This is a genomic window from Variovorax sp. 10L426 (assembly GCF_056395305.1).
In genome coordinates this window covers 151286-166796 of sequence record NZ_JBFTJF010000009.1, presented here as the reverse complement: position 1 = coordinate 166796, position 15511 = coordinate 151286, and the positions used below count along the sequence as shown (strand labels likewise).

The window sequence follows — 15511 nt, the reverse complement described above, 5'->3', positions numbered from 1 at the left end:
GGGGATTGAGAAAATGTGTGGAGACAAGGGAAAGATCATGAGTTCTTTGAACACTTCGCCGATTCCGGACGCGCACGCTGCGCCGCGTCAATTCCTTGAACATCTCTATCGCGTCGCCGTCGAGCGCGCATTGCCGCTTGCAAGCATGGGACCCTGTCTTCCGAAGCCGCCAAAAGGGCGCACGCTGGTGCTTGGCGCAGGGAAAGCGGGTGCGTCGATGGCTCAGGCGCTGGAGGCGCTTTGGCCGGCCGACGCGCCGCTGTCGGGGCTGGTCGTGACGCGCTACGAGCACATTCCGCCGCGACCGGAGGGGCTCGCCCAACGCATCGAGATCGTGGAGGCGGCGCATCCGGTGCCCGATGAGGCCGGGATGAAGGCTGCGGAGCGCATCCTCGCGCTCACCCAGGGACTCACGGCCGATGATCTCGTGCTGTGCCTGATTTCGGGCGGCGGCTCGTCGTTGCTGACCTTGCCGGCGGAAGGGCTGACGCTGGCGGACAAGCAGCGCATCAACACCCAGTTGCTCGAATCGGGCGCTCACATCGGCGAAATGAACTGCGTGCGAAAGCATCTGTCGCGCATCAAGGGCGGCCGACTGGCGGCTGCATGCGGGCCCGCGCAAGTGGTGACGCTCACCATCAGCGATGTTCCGGGTGACGACCCTGCCGTGATTGCCAGCGGCCCCACCGTGCCCGATGCAAGCACTTGCGCGGAGGCGCTCGCCATCCTCCATCGCTACCGGATCGAGGTGCCAGCGCCTGTGCGCGCCCGGCTCGAAAGCGGCGCCCTCGAAACACCCAAGCCCGACGACGCCGTCTTCAAGAATCACGTCACGCACCTGATCGCCACGCCCCAGCAGTCGCTGGAAGCCGCTGCTGCGGCGGCGCGGGCGGCGGGCATCCAGGCCCACATCCTCAGCGACGAGATGGAAGGCGAGTCCCGCGAAGTCGGCAAGGTGCACGGTGCGCTGGCTCGCGCGGTGTCGTTGCGCGGTGAGCCTTTCGCAAGGCCTTGCGTGATCCTCTCGGGCGGAGAAACCACCGTCACCATCCGGCCGCGCCAACCCGGGCAGGCAAAGGGGCGGGGAGGCCGGGCCGGCGAGTTCTGCATGGGACTCGCAGGCGCGCTCGCAGGCCGCGAAAACATCTGGGCGCTCGCGGCCGACACCGACGGCATCGACGGGGTCGAAGACAACGCCGGTGCCTTCGTCACGCCCGACTCCCTGCGCCGCGCGGAAGCCGCGGGCCGAAAGCTGACCGACCATCTCGACCGCAACGATGCCTACGGCTACTTCGATGCGATCGGCGATTTGCTGGTCACCGGACCGACACATACCAACGTCAATGACTTCCGCGCGTTGTTGATTCTGTAGTCCCGTTTGCGGTTCGAGCGGGCAACAGGCATGCTTGGCGCCCGACAAGACCGAAAACGCCGACTGCATGAATCAACCCCACCTGGGCCTCGTGTCCTACCCGGCCCAGCGCTGGACCGTCGACATCGGCATTCGGATTCGTCGGCATCTGCTGCTGAAAGTGGTCGGGACCACCGCGTTCACCTGGCTTTTCTTCATCGGCTACTTTCACCTGCTTCGCCAGCCGGTCAATCCGGTGATGGTGATGCCCTTGACCGCGTTGGACTCTCTGATTCCGTTCCAGCCGCAGGCCCTGATCGCCTATTTTTCGCTGTGGGTCTATATCGGCGTGGCACCGGGGCTTCAGCTCACGTTCAAGGAACTGGTCGCGTACGGCCTGTGGGTCGGCGCGCTATGCCTGACCGGCCTGGGCCTGTTCTACCTCTGGCCGACGCAGATCCCGCCGATGGCCACGGACCCTACCGACTTCCCGGGGTTCGCCATCCTCCAGGGCGTTGACGCGGCCGGCAACGCCTGTCCTTCGATGCACGTGGCAGTGGCGATCTTCACGGCCATCTGGGTGGAACACATCCTGCGTGGGGCGAAGGCGCCGATATGGCTGAGGCTGGTCAACGGGGCCTGGTTTGCCGCGATCGCGTATTCGACGCTGGCGGTCAGGCAGCACGTGGTGCTCGATGCCGTTGCAGGGGCGCTGCTCGGCATCGCCTTCGTCCTTCCGTCCTTGCACTGGCGCCCCGGCCGAAGCGAATGGGTGCGAAGTCGAAGCGGATATCATGGAATTTCACTGCCCAGGAGGGGTTGAGCTGCGGGCAGGAACAACCAACATAGCCGTCGGCCGGTCGACGGCCAGAGTATGACGACTGACACCGCAATACAGAGTTCGCTGAAAGAACTGCAGGATCTCATCCACGAGAAGTACGGGATCGAAGCGTCGGCACTCGATCCCGACGCATCGATGCGCGAGAAGGGCTTCGATTCGCTGGCCCTGGTCGAATTCGTTTTCGCGATCGAAGACCGCTTCGGCATCACGATGCCTGACGACGACCCCGACATCGATACGCTGGCCCAGTTGGCCGCCGCCGTCGACAAGGTTCGAGCATCGCAGACGACGTGAACCAGGTTGCGGTGACCGGTCTGGGCGTCGTGGCGCCGCATGGCGAAGACCCCGACGTGATGTTCTCGGCGCTGATGCGCGGCGATTCCGCGCTCCGGCCGATTTTTCCGGAGTTGCCCAAGCCCGCCGCTGCGGCGACCGTGGTGTTCGACGAATCCCGCTGGTTCACCAAGCTGCAGCTCGCCGGGGTGGATCGCGTCAGCCAGCTTGCGGTCGCAGCGGTAGACATGGCAATGCGAGATGCCGGCATTGCAGGTGCCCCGGACGATATCGACTCCGAGCGCGTCGGCGTGTTCGCCGGCTGCGGCATGGGCGGCGCGGCTTCTCTGGATGCGGCTTATCGCGGCAACGGCCGCGTGCCGCCCTTGACGATTCCCGCCTTCATGCCCAACGCACCCGCCTCGCACATCGCCATGCGTCATCGGGTCCATGGGCCGGTGTTGACGTACTCGGTGGCTTGCGCCTCGTCGGCCGTGGCCATCGCCGAGGCTGCGAAGGCGATCCAGCGAGGCGACGTCGACCTGGCCATCGCCGGCGGCAGCGAGGCGCTGATAGTGCCCGGTGTCGTCATGGCATGGCAGGCAATGCAGACGCTCGCCAGCTTCGCGCCCGGCGAGGAGGCGTCGGCGGTCCGCCCGTTCGCGAGCGATCGCAAGGGCTTCGCGCTCGGCGAGGGCGCCGCCTTTCTCGTCCTCGAATCGGCCGAACGAGCGCGCAGGCGCGGCGCACGCATCCGCGCCATGCTGGCCGGCTGGGGCCAGAGCTGCGACGCCTCGCACCTGACCAAGCCCGATGCGCACGGCCAGGCGCGCGCCATCCGCCAAGCCTTGCGCCAGGCCGGATTGCAGCCCCGGGACATCGGCTACTGCAACGCGCACGGCACGGCCACGCGGATCGGTGATGTGGTGGAGCGCGAGGCGCTGGCGGACGTCTGGGGCAGCGATCTCGACCAACTGAGCGTCAGCTCGACCAAGGCATTGCACGGCCACCTCCTCGGTGCTGCCGGCGCGCTCGAGGCGGTCGTCACCGTGTTGGCGCTGCAACGACGCGAGCTGCCTCCCAACGCGCATTGCAGCGTGATGGACCCCGACTGCAACCTGAACCTGACGCCGGCATCCGGTGCATCGGCGCCTCGCCTCGAAGCGGCGATCAGCAATTCATTCGCCTTCGGCGGCACGAACTCGGTGCTGGTGTTCGCGCGCGCCTGAGCCACGGCTAAACTGGCCGGACTTCACATCGATGCATTGGAGTCAACATGATGAGACGATTCGCCGCGCTGGTCCTCGCTGTGCTCCTGTCGGCTTGCGCGACCTCGCCGAGCGTCAAGATCGATTTCGACCCCGGTGCGAATTTCACCCGATTCCAGACGTACAGCTGGATCGCCCGGCCCGACGGCGGATCGCCGTTGATGCAGCAACGCATCGTCGACGGCATCGATTCACGCCTGCAGGCCAGGGGATGGAAGCTCGTTCCCAACGGCGACGTTCACGTGGCCGCCCATGTGACGAGCACCGAACGGCAGACCTTCAACACCACCTACAACAACTTCGGATACTCATGGGGCGGTTTCGGACCGGCGACGAGTTCGTCGCGGACGACGGTCGACACCTTTGAAGTGGGAACGCTCGTCGTCGACATGTTCGAGGGCAAGAGCAAGACGGCGCTGTGGCGTGGCACAGCCAGCGGCACGTTGCAGGACGATCCGGCCCGCATGACGGCGATGCTGCAGGCCGCGCTCGACAAGATGTTCGCCGGCTTCCCGCCCGGCACCACGCCGGCGAAGTGATCAGCCGGCCAGATCGCGCCCGATCTGCTGCGCGGAGCCAAAGGCGAGGGTGAATCCCAGTGCGCCGTGGCCGGTGTTGAACAGCATGTTGCGCGGGGCGGCACCTGCCAGTCGGCCGATGATCGGCACGCCCGTCGGTGTAGCCGGCCGCATGCCGGTCCAGGGGTGCAGTGATTCCAATCGACCCGCGCGCGGAAACACGGCACGGGTCGCCTCTGCGAGCGTCTCGATGCGCGTCGCCGGGATGCTCGCGTCATGGCCGACCAACTCGGCCATCCCGGCCACCCGCAAACGCGAACCGATGCGGGCGAACACGACCTTCCGGGCGCTGTCGGTCACGTTCACCCGGGGCGCCGCGCCCGGCGACGAATCGACATCTACCGTGATGCTGTAGCCCTTGAGCGGATAGACCGGCAGGTAGGCGCCCAGCTGGCGGCCGAGCCGGTTCGATGCCGTTCCCAGCGCCATGACGAAGGCATCTGCAGCGACATCGCCTCCGCCGGTGCGGACTGCGGCGACCTTTCCGCCGCGCACGTCGAAGCCGGTGATCTCGGTACCCAGGACGAAGCGCACGCCGCGCGCGCTCAGTGCTCGCACGAGTTCCGTGCACACCTTGAGGCAGTCCGCCGCGCATTCGCTTGGCGTGTGGACCGCGCCCGCCATCTGGCCACGGTAGTCCGCCAGGGCCGGCTCGATCGCGACGCATTCGTCCGGCGTGACCAGGCGCTGGTCACTGCCCATCGTGCGCTGCAGTTCGAGCTGACGGTGGGCGCCTTCGAGCGACGATTCGCTCGCGTACAGCACGAGCTTGCCGGTCGCAGAGAAGTCGCAATCAGGGTTGATGTCGGCGCGCATTTCCTCGAACGCATTGCGACTCTCTGCCGCCAGCGTCAGAAGCCGGGCCGTCGTATCGCGCGAAGTCTGCGCATTGCAGGCCGCGAGAAAAGCCATGCCCCAGCGCCACTGCAGGGGATCGAGCTGCGGACGCAGCTTGAGCGGGGAGGCGGGCGACAGCAGCAGCTTGGGCAACTGCCGCCAGATCGACGGATCGGCCAGCGGCTGCACGTAGGAATAGCTCAACTGCGCGCCATTGCCACCGCTCGCGCCGGCGCCCGGCGCCGCACGGTCGATCACGCTGACCTCGAAGCCTTGCCGGTTCAGTTGCCATGCGGTGGCCAGACCGACGATGCCGGCGCCCAGCACGCACACGTGCATCACGTTCTCCCTCTTGTTGTTCGGATACGTCGACTCTAGGGCGATGCGGCGCCGCCGGGAAATGCCGAAAGCGCCGCGGCCCATAGCCAAAGCTCATGGGATGCCGTATCCATAACATTTGGACATGGGCGTGCGTGCAAAAGGAATTGTGACCGGGGCATGAATGCTTCCTACACTCCGTTGCATATTCAAATCACCGAAAGGGCTCGCATGAAACTTTCCGCATTGATGGCCGCCGTCCTGCTCACCGCCGCCGCGACGGGAGCGCAGGCCGCTGACACCCTCGCAAAGATCGCCGAGTCCGGCAAGATCACGCTGGCCTATCGCGAGTCGTCGGTGCCTTTCAGCTACCTGGACGGCAACAAGCCTATCGGCTTCTCGGTCGAGCTTTCGAATGCGGTGGTGGATGCGGTCAAGAAGAAGCTCAACAAGCCCAATCTCGAAGTCGCGCTGATGCCGGTGACATCGGCGAATCGCATTCCGCTGCTGCAGAACGGCACCATCGACCTCGAATGCGGCTCGACCACCAACAACACCGCGCGCGGCAAGGACGTTGGGTTTGCGATCAATCACTTCTACACCGGGACCCGCCTGCTCGTGAAGAAGTCCTCGAAGGTCAAGAACTACCCGGACCTGGCCAAGAAGACCGTCGCCACCACCACCGGCACCACCAACGCGCTGGTCATGCGCAAGTACAACACCGAGAAGAACCTCGACATGGACATCGTGCTCGCGAAGGACCATGCCGACGCCTTCCTGCTCGTCGAGTCCGATCGGGCGGTGGCCTTTGCGATGGACGACATCCTGCTCTTCGGACAGATCGCCAACGCCAAGAATCCGGGCGACTTCGAGGTCGTCGGCGACGCGTTGCAGGTCGAGCCCTACGGATGCATGCTGCCCAAGGACGATCCAGCCTTCAAGAAGGTGGTGGACGACACCATCATCGGTCTCATGAAGAGCGGCGAGTTCGAAAAAATGTACGACAAGTGGTTCATGCAGCCGATCCCGCCGAGGGGTACGTCGCTCGGCCTGCCGATGAGCCCGCAGCTCCGCGAAAACATCAAAACCCCCAGCGACAAGCCAGCGACCTGAGCGCTGCCAAGGGCTGTGACACACACGGTAGGCATCCTCGGAGGCATGGGGCCCGCGGCCGGCGCGGACTTCGTGCGCCTCTTCGTGGACGCCTGCGCACGCCTGATGCGCGCGCGGGGAGAGGCGGTGAGCGACCAGGCTTTTCCGGAGCACTGGCTGGCCCAGGTTCCGGTGCCGGATCGCAGCAACGCGCTCGATTCCTCCGGCTTGGGCGCGCACCAGCCGCTCGAACCGATGCTCCAGGCGCTGGGCCGTCTTGCCGCGCTCGGAAGCCGTGCCGTCGCCATTGCATGCAACACGGCGCACGCCTGGCATGGCGCATTGCAGACGCGCTTTCCGAACATCGAGATCCTGCATGTGGCGCGCGAGGTGTCGGCGCACCTCGCGGCGCAGGGGGTGCGCGACGTGGCGCTGATGGCGACTGAAGGTACCTATCGCGTCGGCCTCTACGAAAAGGCCATGGCCGACGCCGGGCTGGCCTGCCACCTGCCGTCGACCGACGAGCGACAGATTCTCATGCGGGGGATCTATGAAGGCGTGAAGGCGGGTGACATGGCGCTGGCAGAGTCCTGCTTCGCCGAAGTGGCCCTGCAACTGGCGAATCGGCATGGATCGGTCGCCATCGTGATGGGTTGCACCGAGATTCCGCTGGGCCTGCAGGGCTCGGCGGCGGTCGAAGGTCTGCGGCTCGTGGATCCGGCGATCGTGCTGGCGTCGGCGCTGGCAGCGCGGGCCTATGGCGGGACGTCCGCGGCCCCGCGTCACGCTTTGGCAAGTCATTTCGCTTGACACGGTTGATAAGATGAAAGCCGCCCTTGCAGCCGGATCGCCGGCCGCGAGGACGTCAAAGCCGACGGTGTGGACTGACCGCATCCGCCAGCCGCTTTCCAGCGAAAGCCGTCCGATGGACGGCTTTTGTTTTGACAACAACGCGCCAAGCCGTCATGAATTTGTTAGCCATCATCGCCGCGACCCTGGTCGCCGGCATCGGAAGTGTCTGGATCGCTGCCTTTTTGCTGCGCGTGGGTGTGAGAGATGGCGAGGGCGGTGTGAATCCGCAGCATCTGTTGAGCCTGGCGGCGGGTGCGCTCCTGGCCACTGCCTTCATGCACCTGCTGCCGGAAGCCTTCGAAAGCCGGATCGAGCCCGGCGTGTTGTTCGGCGTGCTGCTGTTCGGGTTGGTCTTCTTCTTCCTGCTGGACAAGGCCGAACTCTGGCATCACGGGCACGAACATCATCATGGCAACGCGGACGACGGGCATGCGCACGACCAGGGACATGATCACGGCCACGATCACGGCCATTCCCATTCGCACGATCACTCGCATGCCCGCACCGCCAAAAGCGGCGGCTGGGCCGTCCTGACCGGCGACAGCGTGCATTGCTTCGGCGACGGGATCCTGATCGCATCGGCTTTCATCGCCGACCTGCGTCTGGGTCTTGTGGCGGCGGTCGCGGTGCTGGCGCACGAGGTGCCGCACCACATCGGCGATCTCGTCGTGCTGCGCCAGAGTTCGGCGAATCAGCGGGCCGCGCTGGTCAAGGTATCGCTGGCCGGGACCATGACCGCGCTCGGCGGCGTGGCCGGATGGTGGCTGGTCGACCGGCTCCACGACTGGCTTCCGTATTTCCTGGTGCTGGCGGCCAGCAGCTTCGTGTACGTCGCGCTTGCGGACCTGATCCCGCAACTCCAGAAGCGCCTGCCCTCGCGCCAGACGGCCATGCAGATCGTCTGGCTGGTCATCGGCATTGCACTCGTCACGCTGGTGAGCCGGCTCGCGCACGGCGAGCACGGCCATGACCACGGCGATGCGGGTGCGGATGCCCCGCACGAGGCATCCGGCCACAAGCATTGAATGGACACACAACGCACGTTCTGAAACATCTGTTGCCCCTTGGCTCAAGCGGCTGATTCGACCCGGGCTCACACTTGGGGTGCATCATGCGAAACATCAGTCAGCCAGGAGTCCGATCATGATCAGCGCCGACCCCCCTCTGCGTCCCGGAGAAGCCGCAGACGAACCTGAGATCGACGAAACCGAAGACACCTTGCCCGAGGACGCGGAAGACGAATTCGACGAGTCCGAACTCGAAGCCGAGGCGACAGAGGATCTGTCCGAAGAAACCGGCATCGACCTCACGGACGCGAGCGAACTCGATGCCGACAACGTGCTGGCTGACGAAGAGTTCGATCGGGTGATCCAGGCACCTGATTGAGTTCGCCCCTGGAATTGAACTCGCCCCCAGGCTGCGCGCACTTCGTGTCGCTTCGCCAACCCCCTATCGGGGGCGCCGCCTGCGGCCCGGCGAAGCCGGTTCCGCGGCGGCCCTGGAAGGGGGCGCGCCGCGCGCGGCCCCTAGTGTTCTACGCTTCCAGGGTGAAGCCTACTTTGATGGTTACTTGCCAGTGGGCTACTTCGCCGTTGACGACGTGGCCGCGGGTTTCTGTCACTTCGAACCATTGGATGTTGCGCACCGAATCGCCGGCCTTGGCGATGGCGGCCTTGACGGCGTCGTCGCTGCTGGTGGGTGATGAGCCTGTGAGTTCGATGAGCTTGTAGACGTGGCTGGACATGGCGTTCTCCTTGGACGATGGATCGCGTCATGGTGGCACATCGGAGGCGCCGTGTCCCGCATCTTCATGACGATGCCGTTGTAGCCGGTGCTACTTCGCGCCGCCGGTGTATTTGGTGACGTCGTCGGCCGTGATGTGATAGCCGCTCACGCCCATCATCGAATCGTTGCGCACGGTCTGCAGCTTGCCGCTGACCCACACGGTGTCCATGGCGCGGAACTTGGCGCCTTGCTTCGGACGCACGTGCAGGATCTGGTTGGCCGGCGGCGGCGGCGTGTGGATGCAGGCGCCGAAGTAGGGCACGAGCAGGAACTCGGTGACCTCGCCCTTGTTTTCTTCGAGCGGCACGATGAAGCCCGGGATCTTCACGTCGACGCCGTTCATGGCGGCGTTGGTCGGCGCGTTGTTCGACGCTTCCTGGAGCTTCATCAGCATCTCGTTGGCGCGCGGGTCGCTGTCATCGAGTTTGCTCAGGTCCATGCCCTTGAGTTCCTTCATCGGGTCCCAGTCCTTGGGCACCAGTTCTTCCCACGAGATGACGCGGGGCTGCCCCGGCGCGGTTTTGGCGTCTGCGGGCTTGCCGCCGAGCGGGTTGGTCGGCGAGGTGGCCTGCGGCGAGGGCTCGGCCGCCAGCGCACTGCCCGCGACGATGACCGCGAGAAGGAAGGAGATGGGGAGACGCAACGTCATGTTCAGATCCTTGGGGAGAGTCCGTCGGCAAGCGACAGACGATAGGCGCGAATGCCGGGCAGCAGGCTGGCAATCCAGCCCGCCGCGATCAGGCTCGCGAGCAATATCCATTCGTTGAGTGTAGGTTCGGACAAGCGCAGGGCCAGTCCGAACTGCGCTTGGAGCCAGGGCGAAAGAAGGGCAATGCCGAGTGCCGCGAAGACGACGCCGATCGCCACGCCCAGCAGCGTGACCAAGGCGCCTTCGAGTGCCAGCAATGCCAGGACATGCCGAAGGCTCGCGCCGACTGCGCGCAGCACGGCCAGTTCGCGGCGACGTTCGTTCAAGCTCGCCATCACGACCGAAACCAACCCCGCGAGGCTGACCAGCGCGACGAGCGCCGACATCAGCAGCAGCGCGTTTTCTCCGATGCCGATCACGCTCCACAGTTCGTCGAGCGCGACGCCCGGCAAGATGGCCATCAGCGGTTCGCCGGTGTAGGTGGAGACCCAGCGCTGCACCGAGAACACCGCGGCGCGATTCTTCAGGCCGACGAGCGCGGCCGTCACGTTCTTGGGTGTCAGATCGAACTTGCGCACCTGCTCGGCCGGAATCTTCACCCCCGGCATGGGCGCGCCGCCCACCCATTCGAGATGGATGGCTTCCATTGCCGGAAGCCCGATATGCACCGTGCGATCGACGGGTGTTCCGGTGCGCTCGAGCACGCCGACGACCGTGAAAGGCTTGTCTGCGTGATCCGAGACATCGAGCTCGCCGCTGCCGTGCGCAAGCGTGATCTTCTGGCCGACGTGGTAGCCCAGCTTGTCAGCCACCTCGGCGCCTACCACCGCATCGAAAAGTTCGCTGAAGGGCTTGCCTTCGCGCATGCGCAGCGCTTGGCGGTTGCCGTAGTGGAAATGCTCGAAATACTCGGGCGTCGTCGCCAGCACCGCGAAGCCGCGGTGCGAATCGCCGAGCGAGAGCGGAACGACCCAATCCACGCCAGGGTGCGCGGCGAGCGCCTGCACGCTCTTCCATTGCACGTTGTTGGTGGCGGCGCCGATGCGGAACACCGAATACAGCAGCAATTGCGTGGAGCCGGTGCGCGCCCCGACGATCAGGTCGGTGCCCGACACGGAGGATGAAAAGTTCTCGCGCATCTCTGTGCGGATGCGTTCGACGCCGAGTAAGAGGAAGGTCGACAGCGCGATCGAAAGTACGGTGAGGGCGAGCGTGAAACGGCGGTTCCAGGCACTGCGCCATGCGATAGCGAAGAGTGCCGTCATGCGTTCCCCCACGCGGTCATGCGGGCTCCCCGGACGCCGCGCGATTGATCTCCGGAAGCAGCACGTGGCGCGAGAAGCGTTCAGCGATGCGCTGATCATGGCTCACGAAGACGAGCGCGCTGTCGTTCGTCTTGCAGGCAGCGAGCAGCACGTCGAGAAAGGCTTCGCGCCGGTCTTCGTCGAGCGCGGAAGTCGGCTCGTCAGCGATCACGATTTCGGGGTGGCCGATCAGCGCGCGCGCGGCGGCCACGCGTTGCTGTTGGCCAACCGACAACTGCATCGCTTGGCGGTGCCACAGACTGGCGTCGAGTCCCATCTGCGCGAGCAAATGTTCGGCCTGCGACCGCGCGGCACCATCGCGCGTGGCCTGGGCCATGCGCCGTGCCGAAAAGCGACAAGGCAACATCACGTTGTCCAGCACGCTGAGATAAGGCAGCAGATTGAATTGCTGAAAGATGTAGCCCACATGCGCCACCCGCAGGCGGTCCCGCGTAGCGCCCGACAGTGCGGCCCAATCGTGCCCTAGCAGCGCGACGCGCCCGGCTTCGGCCACCAGCACGCCGGCCAGCAACGACAGCAGCGTGCTCTTGCCGCAGCCGCTCGGGCCGTGCAGGAACACGGCTTCGCCGGTGGCAATGTCGAGCCGCTCGATGTCGATGCAAGGCGCCTTGGCGCCAGGCCAGCTGAAGCGCAACGCTTCTGCCGAGAGAACGAAATTCACAGGCCGGTTCACTTGCTCCAGGCCAGGCGTTCGGCCGGCCGCTTCAGCGTTCGCTTGAACTGGCCTTGCGGCGATGCGATCTGGGCCTCGATCTGGCGCGGACCCTTGAAGGCGCCGAACAGGCCGATGTCGATGAACTTCGCCGCTGCGGCGTTGGTGCAATTGAAGGCGAAGGTGCCGTCGAGATCGGCATGACCTTCGGTGGCGTCGCCCTCGGTCTTGCCGAGGCCCAGCGGCGCGGAACGCAGCGTGACCGGGCCGAGCTTGCAGTTGGCGGTGGGGTCGATCTTGAAGAGCTGGTCGGCCGCGCGCAGTTGTGCGATGGCGTTGTCGACGGTCTGTTTCTCGGCGTCGGTGCGGGGCGCACGCTCGAAGCCCACGAAGTTGTCGAGCGGCGAATCCATCTCGATCACGACAGTGGGGCCTTCGATGACGACATCGAGCTTGATCTGCCCATGCACGTGGGATCGTTGGGTCTGGGCGAGGGCGGTGAAGGGCGTGGCGAGGAAAGCGGTCAGTGTGAGCGAAAGAAGCGGCCGACTCATCAATATCATGGTTGTGCGCCTTGCCGGGTCGGCAGCCCCGGCGTGTTGCTCCACTCGCTCCAGCTGCCGGCATAGAGCGCGGTCGGACCGAGTCCCGCGATCTGCATCGCGAGCAGGTTGGGCACCGCGCTCACGCCGCTGCCGCATTGGTGGACGACCGTGGAGGGATCCCGGCCTGCCAGCAATGATTCGAATTCGGCGCGCAGTTGCGCGGCCGGCTTGAACTTCCCGTCAGGACCGAGGTTCTCGGCAAAGGGCCGGTTCAAGGCCCCCGGGATGTGACCGGCGATCGGGTCCAGAGGTTCCACCTCGCCGCGATATCGTTGCGCCGCGCGGGCGTCGATCAGTGTCTGGTCAGTCTGCTCGAGGCGCTTGGCCACAGTCCGCGTGTCGACGAGCGTGAGCAGCGGCTTGCCGGCGACGAAATTCGATTGGAAGTGCGAAGGCTCCTCGCGGTTGGTGACGGCGCCGCCCGCCGCTTGCCAGCCTTGCAATCCACCATCGAGCACAGCTGCCGCATCGTGGCCCATCCACTTGAGCATCCACCAGAGCCGGCCGCAGTAGTTGGCGCCGTTGCGGTCGTAGACCACTGCCTGCATGTCGTTGGCGAATCCGACGCTGGAGAGCCAGGCCGCGAATTTCTCACGGCTCGGCAGCGGGTGCCGGCCGCCGGAGGCGGGCGGGCCGTCGTCTTTCGCCACGACCACGCCGTGCGCTCCGGCCACGCCGTGCTTCGCGCTGAGGTCGGTGTCGAGATTGGCGTACACGGCGCCGGGAACGTGTGCAGCGCGGTATTGCTGCGCGCCCGCCTCGGGCTTCATCAGGTCAAAGGTGCAGTCGAACACCATCAGGCGCGCATCGCCCGACTGCTGGGCCTTCAGTTGTTCCGCGGTGATGAGGGTCGTGTACATGCGAGTTCCTTCAATGTTCCTCGGCCGGCGCCTTCGGCAACTGACGCTGGCGCAGCACGGTGGCCGCAATGCCGCTTGCGACGATCAGCCCCATGCCGCACCAACCCGACACGTCGATGCGGTCGCCGAACAGCAGCACGCTGTACATCGCTGCGAAGACGATGCCCGAATACTGGAGATTGGCAACCAGAAGCGTACCGCTTTGCGTCTTGGCGGTGGCGTACGCGCGTGTCATGCAAAGCTGGCCGAGGGCCGCGAGCACACCGACAGGCAGGAGCCAGATGGCATGGCCCCAGGTCCATTCGCTGAAAGGGGTGAACGGCCCGAGGAGAGTGCCGAGGCCGCCCGCGACGGCGGACCCCACGGCGAAGTAGAAGACCGTGCGCGCCTCAGGCTCGCCGAGCCGCGACAGTGCCACCACCTGCATGTAGGCGAAGGCGGCCGTGAGCCCCGACAAGAGGCCCAGCAGTCCAGCGAAACCCTGGCTGTCGCCGACGGTGGGCTTGAGCATCAGCACGACGCCGCCGAATCCGGCGAGCACCGTGAGGACCAGCGGGCCCTGCAGCGGCGGCCGCGGCACGCTGCCATCGCGGCCCGGCACCGGCACCCACGCGAGCAGGGCGCCGCCGACCAGGAAGGCGGCGATCCAGACGCTGCTCATGTAATTGAGCGTCATCGCGGTAGCCAGGGGCATGTGGGCGATCGCGAAGAACCATGCGCCCAGCGACACCACGCCGATCATGCTGCGCCATGCGTGCATGCCGGGGTAGCGCGTGCCCAGGGTGACGCCGCGGCTGCGCGCGAGCACCCAGAGAAACACGATACCGATGAGGCCACGATAGAACACCAGTTCGGCGCTGGAGAACCATGCCGAGGCGAACTTCACGCACACGCCCATCGAGGCGAAGATCAGTGCGCCCAGCACCATCCAGAGCGCTTGCACTAGCTCGCCATTTCGCGGCGGTACCACTCGTGGAATTGCTGCATGCCGTCTTCCATCGGGCTCTGGTAGGGGCCGCTCTCGTCGTCGCCGCGCAGCATCAGCGCGCGGCGGCCGGCGTCCATGCGCTCGGCGATTTCATCGTCTTCGACGCAGGTTTCCATGTAGGCGGCCTGCTGCGCCTCGACGAATTCGCGCTCGAACGCGACGATCTCTTCCGGGTAGAAGAATTCGACCATGTTGAGCGTCTTCTGCGGCCCGATGGGATGCAGAGTGGAGACCGTGAGCACGTGCGGATACCACTCGACCATCACGTGCGGGTAGTAGGTGAGCCAGATCGCGCCGTACTTCGGCGGCTTGCCGTCGCGGTACTTGAGCAACTGTTCCTGCCACCGCTGGTAGACCGGGCTGCCGGCGCGGCCAAGCCGGTTGGCGACGCCGACCGTCTGCACGGAGTGATGCCGGCCGAATTCCCAGCGCAGGTCGTCGCAGGTGACGAAGCTGCCGAGCCCAGGGTGGAAGGGACCGACGTGGTAGTCCTCGAGGTAGACCTCGATGAAGGTCTTCCAGTTGTAGTTGCACTCGTGCAGTTCGACGCGGTCGAGTGCATAGCCCTCGAAGTCGAGGTCCGCGCGGGCGCCGAGGTTCGCCAGATCGGCTGCGACGTCGCGGCCCTTGCCGGTCGCGCTCTTCTCGAAAAGAAGGCCGTTCCACTCCGTCAGCGGATAGTTGTGCAGGTTGAGGCAGGGATCCTGATCGAAATGCGGCGCGCCGATCAGCATGCCGGTCGTTCGCGGGTCTGCGGCGGCATACGTCCAGCGATGCAGGGGGCAGACGATGTTGCCGCCGCTCCTGGCATCGAGCTGGCCGCGATCCTGGAGAATCAGCGCCTGGCGGTGGCGGCAGACGTTGGATATGAGTTCGACGCCCTTGGGCGTGTGAACGAGCGCGCGCCCCTGGTGCTCCTGGGGCAAGGTGTGGAAGTTGCCCGGTTCGGGTACCGCGAGCCGGTGGCCGACATAGCGCGGTCCGGCGGCGAAAAGCGTTTGCAGCTCGCGGGCATAGAGCGTCTCGTCAAAATACGCGGAAACCGGGAGTTGGCTCGAAGCCTGCTGCAGTTGAAGACTTAAATCAGACATGGGTGACCTGACCAAGCTCCCCACAGGGAGAGAGAAAGAACGGAAGGCTGCCGTCTAAGGCTTGCGACGGCCCGAAGAAATGGGCCGACAACTGCCGGCCCTGAAAGAGACGCGGATTGTACCCCCGGGATGCGAATCGGCCCCCC

The 15511-nt window shown here is 65.6% G+C and carries 18 protein-coding genes; 9 read left to right on the top strand and 9 right to left on the bottom strand.

Annotation, left to right across the window (positions count from 1 at the left end):
* Positions 1-37: 37 nt before the first annotated feature.
* The 5 genes from AC1DHL_RS15275 (at position 38) to AC1DHL_RS15255 (ending at position 4272) form a co-directional block, all read left to right on the top strand.
* Entirely contained in the window at positions 38-1372 is a 1335-nt protein-coding gene (locus tag AC1DHL_RS15275; protein WP_478099447.1) for a glycerate kinase type-2 family protein, read from the top strand.
* A gap of 67 nt (positions 1373-1439) precedes the next feature.
* Complete coding sequence (locus AC1DHL_RS15270; RefSeq protein ID WP_478162478.1) at positions 1440-2174, top strand: phosphatase PAP2 family protein; 735 nt, start codon at positions 1440-1442, stop codon at positions 2172-2174.
* Between the two features lie 51 nt (positions 2175-2225).
* Positions 2226-2486, top strand: coding sequence for an acyl carrier protein (locus AC1DHL_RS15265; RefSeq protein ID WP_478162477.1), 261 nt, complete (start codon positions 2226-2228; stop codon positions 2484-2486).
* The gene (locus AC1DHL_RS15260; RefSeq protein WP_478162476.1) at positions 2483-3694 is read left to right on the top strand and encodes a beta-ketoacyl-[acyl-carrier-protein] synthase family protein; all 1212 of its coding nucleotides are present in this window, start codon (positions 2483-2485) and stop codon (positions 3692-3694) included. The genes AC1DHL_RS15265 and AC1DHL_RS15260 overlap by 4 nt, the downstream gene beginning before the upstream one ends.
* Positions 3695-3741: 47 nt before the next feature.
* Entirely contained in the window at positions 3742-4272 is a 531-nt protein-coding gene (locus tag AC1DHL_RS15255) for a DUF4136 domain-containing protein (RefSeq protein ID WP_478162475.1), read from the top strand.
* Here AC1DHL_RS15255 and AC1DHL_RS15250 read toward each other — a convergent pair whose 3' ends face one another.
* A complete protein-coding gene (locus tag AC1DHL_RS15250) occupies positions 4273-5487 on the bottom strand; it encodes a D-amino acid dehydrogenase (protein ID WP_478162543.1) in 1215 nt (404 codons plus the stop codon).
* A 210-nt stretch (positions 5488-5697) separates the two neighbouring features.
* Between AC1DHL_RS15250 and AC1DHL_RS15245 the strand changes: the two genes are divergently transcribed.
* From AC1DHL_RS15245 to AC1DHL_RS15230, 4 genes are all read left to right on the top strand, one after another.
* Entirely contained in the window at positions 5698-6579 is an 882-nt protein-coding gene (locus tag AC1DHL_RS15245) for a transporter substrate-binding domain-containing protein (RefSeq protein ID WP_478162474.1), read from the top strand.
* A gap of 15 nt (positions 6580-6594) precedes the next feature.
* Positions 6595-7368, top strand: coding sequence for an aspartate/glutamate racemase family protein (locus AC1DHL_RS15240; RefSeq protein ID WP_478162473.1), 774 nt, complete (start codon positions 6595-6597; stop codon positions 7366-7368).
* Between the two features lie 155 nt (positions 7369-7523).
* A complete protein-coding gene (locus AC1DHL_RS15235) occupies positions 7524-8435 on the top strand; it encodes a ZIP family metal transporter (RefSeq protein WP_478162472.1) in 912 nt (303 codons plus the stop codon).
* Positions 8436-8553: 118 nt separating this feature from the next.
* On the top strand, positions 8554-8796 hold the full coding sequence (locus tag AC1DHL_RS15230; RefSeq protein WP_478099433.1) for a hypothetical protein: 243 nt from the start codon (positions 8554-8556) through the stop codon (positions 8794-8796).
* 148 nt (positions 8797-8944) lie between these two features.
* Here AC1DHL_RS15230 and AC1DHL_RS15225 read toward each other — a convergent pair whose 3' ends face one another.
* From AC1DHL_RS15225 to AC1DHL_RS15190, 8 genes are all read right to left on the bottom strand, one after another.
* Complete coding sequence (locus tag AC1DHL_RS15225) at positions 8945-9154, bottom strand: dodecin (protein ID WP_478162471.1); 210 nt, start codon at positions 9152-9154, stop codon at positions 8945-8947.
* A 90-nt stretch (positions 9155-9244) separates the two neighbouring features.
* The gene (locus AC1DHL_RS15220; RefSeq protein ID WP_478099428.1) at positions 9245-9844 is read right to left on the bottom strand and encodes a DUF3299 domain-containing protein; all 600 of its coding nucleotides are present in this window, start codon (positions 9842-9844) and stop codon (positions 9245-9247) included.
* Positions 9845-9846: 2 nt separating this feature from the next.
* Positions 9847-11109: an ABC transporter permease gene (locus AC1DHL_RS15215; protein ID WP_478099427.1), complete on the bottom strand. Its 1263-nt coding sequence runs from the start codon at positions 11107-11109 to the stop codon at positions 9847-9849.
* A gap of 16 nt (positions 11110-11125) precedes the next feature.
* The gene (locus AC1DHL_RS15210) at positions 11126-11830 is read right to left on the bottom strand and encodes an ABC transporter ATP-binding protein (protein WP_478099425.1); all 705 of its coding nucleotides are present in this window, start codon (positions 11828-11830) and stop codon (positions 11126-11128) included.
* 8 nt (positions 11831-11838) lie between these two features.
* Positions 11839-12384: a DUF2796 domain-containing protein gene (locus AC1DHL_RS15205; protein WP_478162470.1), complete on the bottom strand. Its 546-nt coding sequence runs from the start codon at positions 12382-12384 to the stop codon at positions 11839-11841.
* Positions 12381-13286, bottom strand: a complete 906-nt coding sequence (locus AC1DHL_RS15200) for a sulfurtransferase (protein WP_478162469.1) — start codon at positions 13284-13286, stop codon at positions 12381-12383. The genes AC1DHL_RS15205 and AC1DHL_RS15200 overlap by 4 nt, the downstream gene beginning before the upstream one ends.
* 10 nt (positions 13287-13296) lie before the next feature.
* The gene (locus AC1DHL_RS15195; protein ID WP_478162542.1) at positions 13297-14214 is read right to left on the bottom strand and encodes a DMT family transporter; all 918 of its coding nucleotides are present in this window, start codon (positions 14212-14214) and stop codon (positions 13297-13299) included.
* A gap of 14 nt (positions 14215-14228) precedes the next feature.
* Positions 14229-15365, bottom strand: coding sequence for an aromatic ring-hydroxylating oxygenase subunit alpha (locus AC1DHL_RS15190; RefSeq protein ID WP_478162468.1), 1137 nt, complete (start codon positions 15363-15365; stop codon positions 14229-14231).
* Positions 15366-15511 lie beyond the last annotated feature (146 nt).

What these genes read in the sequence shown, in the direction of transcription:
- AC1DHL_RS15190 (WP_478162468.1), bottom strand. Translation starts at nt 15,365, where the DNA reads ATGTCTGATTTAAGTCTTCAACTGCAGCAGGCTTCGAGCCAACTCCCG.
- AC1DHL_RS15225 (WP_478162471.1), bottom strand. Translation starts at nt 9,154, where the DNA reads ATGTCCAGCCACGTCTACAAGCTCATCGAACTCACAGGCTCATCACCC.
- AC1DHL_RS15250 (WP_478162543.1), bottom strand. Translation starts at nt 5,487, where the DNA reads ATGCACGTGTGCGTGCTGGGCGCCGGCATCGTCGGTCTGGCCACCGCA.
- AC1DHL_RS15265 (WP_478162477.1), top strand. Translation starts at nt 2,226, where the DNA reads ATGACGACTGACACCGCAATACAGAGTTCGCTGAAAGAACTGCAGGAT.
- AC1DHL_RS15235 (WP_478162472.1), top strand. Translation starts at nt 7,524, where the DNA reads ATGAATTTGTTAGCCATCATCGCCGCGACCCTGGTCGCCGGCATCGGA.
- AC1DHL_RS15230 (WP_478099433.1), top strand. Translation starts at nt 8,554, where the DNA reads ATGATCAGCGCCGACCCCCCTCTGCGTCCCGGAGAAGCCGCAGACGAA.
- AC1DHL_RS15275 (WP_478099447.1), top strand. Translation starts at nt 38, where the DNA reads ATGAGTTCTTTGAACACTTCGCCGATTCCGGACGCGCACGCTGCGCCG.
- AC1DHL_RS15270 (WP_478162478.1), top strand. Translation starts at nt 1,440, where the DNA reads ATGAATCAACCCCACCTGGGCCTCGTGTCCTACCCGGCCCAGCGCTGG.
- AC1DHL_RS15255 (WP_478162475.1), top strand. Translation starts at nt 3,742, where the DNA reads ATGATGAGACGATTCGCCGCGCTGGTCCTCGCTGTGCTCCTGTCGGCT.
- AC1DHL_RS15245 (WP_478162474.1), top strand. Translation starts at nt 5,698, where the DNA reads ATGAAACTTTCCGCATTGATGGCCGCCGTCCTGCTCACCGCCGCCGCG.
- AC1DHL_RS15205 (WP_478162470.1), bottom strand. Translation starts at nt 12,384, where the DNA reads ATGATATTGATGAGTCGGCCGCTTCTTTCGCTCACACTGACCGCTTTC.
- AC1DHL_RS15195 (WP_478162542.1), bottom strand. Translation starts at nt 14,214, where the DNA reads ATGGTGCTGGGCGCACTGATCTTCGCCTCGATGGGCGTGTGCGTGAAG.
- AC1DHL_RS15200 (WP_478162469.1), bottom strand. Translation starts at nt 13,286, where the DNA reads ATGTACACGACCCTCATCACCGCGGAACAACTGAAGGCCCAGCAGTCG.
- AC1DHL_RS15220 (WP_478099428.1), bottom strand. Translation starts at nt 9,844, where the DNA reads ATGACGTTGCGTCTCCCCATCTCCTTCCTTCTCGCGGTCATCGTCGCG.
- AC1DHL_RS15215 (WP_478099427.1), bottom strand. Translation starts at nt 11,109, where the DNA reads ATGACGGCACTCTTCGCTATCGCATGGCGCAGTGCCTGGAACCGCCGT.